Raw genomic sequence first — 3122 nt, 5'->3', positions numbered from 1 at the left:
TGTTCTTTACATCCTTTGGGATTGGCGCGGTTGCCAGTCTCATTTTATCCACGGTAAAGGAGAAGCTACATGTTTAGCTCACTGAAAAACAAACTTAATACCTTTAAAAGCACCCTTTCACTCGGGGTTTTCTTGCTGTTTTCCGCATTTGCTAACCAAGCACTCGCGGCTGCTGATACGGGTTTGGTCGCGGAAGTCACCAAAACACTGGGCACCAGTAAAGATACGGTGATTGCGCTTGGGCCGCTTATCATGGGCGTGGTGGGAGCAATTGTTCTGATTGTTACCGTGATTGGCTTAATTCGTAAGGCTAAATAGTGCTTGAGTTGTGGCTGGGTCTCTTTGGCTCAGCGGTCATCATTATCGGCTTTGTGTCGGGCTTATATTTGGTTTAAGGGAGGAGGGCGAGCGTTCGCCCTTTTTTATGCGCTATTTTCTACTGTTTTTGACATTGCTCTTTCTTTCTCCATCGGTAACAGCTTCCTCCATCAATTGTGATCCTAATACTACTACGTCACACCAGTTACTTTTCGGTTTTGGCTCTCCCATTGTGCAATCGGTGTTATTTGATGGCTGCATGCTTGATATTGAAAAAGATGACTATGGTTTTGTTTGGTCTTGTCTCTCAAATGAAAATGGGGACTATTGCAAGGGGCTCTACAAACCCCGTTTTACACAAGGGGTGTCCCCGAACTGGCCGATGTGCGACTTGTCCGGAGCATCTGCAGAGCGCTGCATTTATCCTTATTGCCCTGAGGGGGAAGAGTGCGTTCCCTTACCACCTTCACCGCCCAGTGATTCCCCTGTTGATGGGCTGAGCAGCTCGTTTAAGTCTGCGTTCAATCAGGTCTATAAAAACCAATCAGAGATGGCTTCGACTCTCAATCATGTCAGTGGTCAGGTGTCCCACTCTCAAGATATGGTTCAGCTCAATACGAAGTTTCACGCGGACCGTGTTCTTGAAAAAGTGAACGCAATCAACAATCGATTGAATGGGCAGATAAACTATCTTGAAGAAGTTCGCATCGATGTATGGGATACACAACGGGAGGTCAGAAAAGCCAAGGATGAACTCTCTTCACGTGTTGGTTCTGTTGCACACGATGTTTACCAAAGTAAGAATGCTGTGCTTCGGGCGATTGATGAGCTTAAAGATTCACTCGGTGGGGTTGTCGTTCCGCCTAACCCAGACCAACCCAATCCCACGCCACCCGATAGCAGCAGCCCCAATTATACAGGGGCGCTTAATACCATCTCTAAAAAGCTCAATACCTTAGAGACGATTTCACAGCAACTCGACACCATGAACACGGCGCTATCAGGGCGCTGTAGTAACCCTGCTCGCTGTCAGTTTCCGATACGCGAGGCCGAGACCGAGTTAGAAACGGCTCAGCAGAATTTAAAGCAGATGATCAACGATAAAATCACCCAGTCGGCTTTGCATCAGTTCAAAGGCTCGGCGGCGGTGCCTTCGTTTTGCTCCTATGTCGAGGAGTTTGGTTACAACCTCTGTTTTGACTTCTCCCTCTTTTCTGAAAACCTGCACATCATCCGCATGATAGTGCTCGCGATGGCGTACATTCTGGCCGCCATGCTCATTTTGTTTAGGTGATGCTTATGATGGACCCCCTTTATGACTGGCTAATTGATGGCTTTACGTGGCTTGTGATCAAGCTCGGTATTATGTGGATTGAGAGCAAGATTTTTGTCATCCAATTCTTCTGGGAGATGTCCCAGAAAGTGATTGATATGTTTACCATCTATCCGCTTATCCAACAGGCTATCGATATGCTGTCTCCTCAATACAGCGGCTTTCTGTTCTTTTTAGGGTTAGACCAAGCGCTGGCTATCGTGCTTCAGGCTTTGATGACCCGTTTCGCCCTGCGAGCGTTAAACCTATGAGTATCTTTATTCATCACGGCGCGCCAGGCTCTTATAAAACGTCCGGGGCATTATGGCTTCGTCTGCTGCCGGCGATTAAGTCAGGCCGTCACATCATCACGAATGTGCGAGGCTTAAACCTTGAACGCATAGCTAAGTACTTAAAAATGGACGTCTCAGACATCAGTATCGAGTTTATTGATACAGACCATCCAGACGGTCGCTTAACGATGGCGCGTTTTTGGCACTGGGCGAGAAAGGACGCGTTTCTCTTTATTGATGAATGTGGTCGCATCTGGCCGCCGAGACTGACGGCCACCAATTTAAAGGCGCTCGACACGCCGCCGGATTTGGTCGCAGAGGATAGGCCTGAGAGCTTTGAGGTGGCTTTTGACATGCATCGTCACCACGGCTGGGATATCTGCCTAACCACGCCTAACATTGCCAAAGTGCACAACATGATAAGAGAGGCGGCGGAGATAGGGTATCGCCACTTTAACCGCGCCACGGTGGGGCTAGGGGCAAAGTTTACCCTGACCACCCACGATGCAGCCAACTCTGGACAGATGGATTCGCACGCGCTGACACGCCAAGTCAAAAAAATTCCAAGTCCGATTTTTAAGATGTACGCAAGCACCACCACAGGCAAAGCACGCGACACGATGGCCGGAACGGCGCTGTGGAAAGACAGAAAGATCCTTTTCTTGTTCGGCATGGTTTTTTTGATGTTCTCTTATTCGTTTTACGGCTTACACGACAATCCAATTTTTACAGGGGGAAATGATGCAACTATCGAGTCAGAGCAATCCGAGCCTCAGTCAAAGGCTACTGCTGGGAATGCTGTCGGGAGCAAGGCGGCTGCTCCTGCGTCTTTTGGTTTTTGTATTGGTCGGCTTTGTGTCCAAGATGGTTTTGTCACTGTTGGTGATGAGCGTTATCGCCTCGTAGACAATTTGGACATTCCTTATCGTGGTCTATGGGCGACAGGTCATCACATTTACAAGGATACGCTTACAGTGTTTTTTGAAACCGAGAGTGGCAGCGTCCCAACAGAGCTGTTTGCATCGAGCTACCGCTACAAGGTGCTACCGTTACCGGATTTCAATCACTTTGTGGTGTTCGATACCTTTGCAGCGCAAGCGCTGTGGGTAGAAGTGAAACGGGGTTTACCGATAAAAACAGAAAATGATAAAAAAGGACTAAATAGTATATTTTGATTTTTGATTTTTGATTTTTGATTT

The 3122-nt window shown here is 47.8% G+C and carries 4 protein-coding genes; all 4 read left to right on the top strand.

Going from position 1 to position 3122, the window contains the following annotated elements; translation table 11 throughout:
* The first annotated feature begins 69 nt into the window (after nucleotides 1-69).
* The 4 genes from T411_RS0115525 (at nucleotide 70) to zot (ending at nucleotide 3098) form a co-directional block, all read left to right on the top strand.
* Nucleotides 70-318: a colonization factor gene (locus tag T411_RS0115525; RefSeq protein ID WP_000493023.1), complete on the top strand. Its 249-nt coding sequence runs from the start codon at nucleotides 70-72 to the stop codon at nucleotides 316-318.
* Nucleotides 319-424: 106 nt separating this feature from the next.
* On the top strand, nucleotides 425-1612 hold the full coding sequence (locus T411_RS0115520) for a minor coat protein pIII (protein WP_001268539.1): 1188 nt from the start codon (nucleotides 425-427) through the stop codon (nucleotides 1610-1612).
* Nucleotides 1609-1902: an accessory cholera enterotoxin gene (ace, locus tag T411_RS0115515; protein ID WP_011929321.1), complete on the top strand. Its 294-nt coding sequence runs from the start codon at nucleotides 1609-1611 to the stop codon at nucleotides 1900-1902. The genes T411_RS0115520 and ace overlap by 4 nt, the downstream gene beginning before the upstream one ends.
* Nucleotides 1899-3098 carry a zonula occludens toxin ZOT gene (gene zot / locus T411_RS0115510; protein WP_000021609.1) on the top strand — a complete coding sequence of 400 codons (1200 nt, stop codon included), beginning with the start codon at nucleotides 1899-1901 and terminating at the stop codon, nucleotides 3096-3098. The genes ace and zot overlap by 4 nt, the downstream gene beginning before the upstream one ends.
* Nucleotides 3099-3122: the final 24 nt, after the last annotated feature.

The sequence above is a fragment of the Vibrio cholerae ATCC 14035 genome (assembly GCF_000621645.1).
GTDB lineage: Bacteria > Pseudomonadota > Gammaproteobacteria > Enterobacterales > Vibrionaceae > Vibrio > Vibrio cholerae.
The sequence above is the reverse complement of the archived record's forward strand: the minus strand, read 5'-3'. Positions and strand labels throughout refer to the sequence as shown.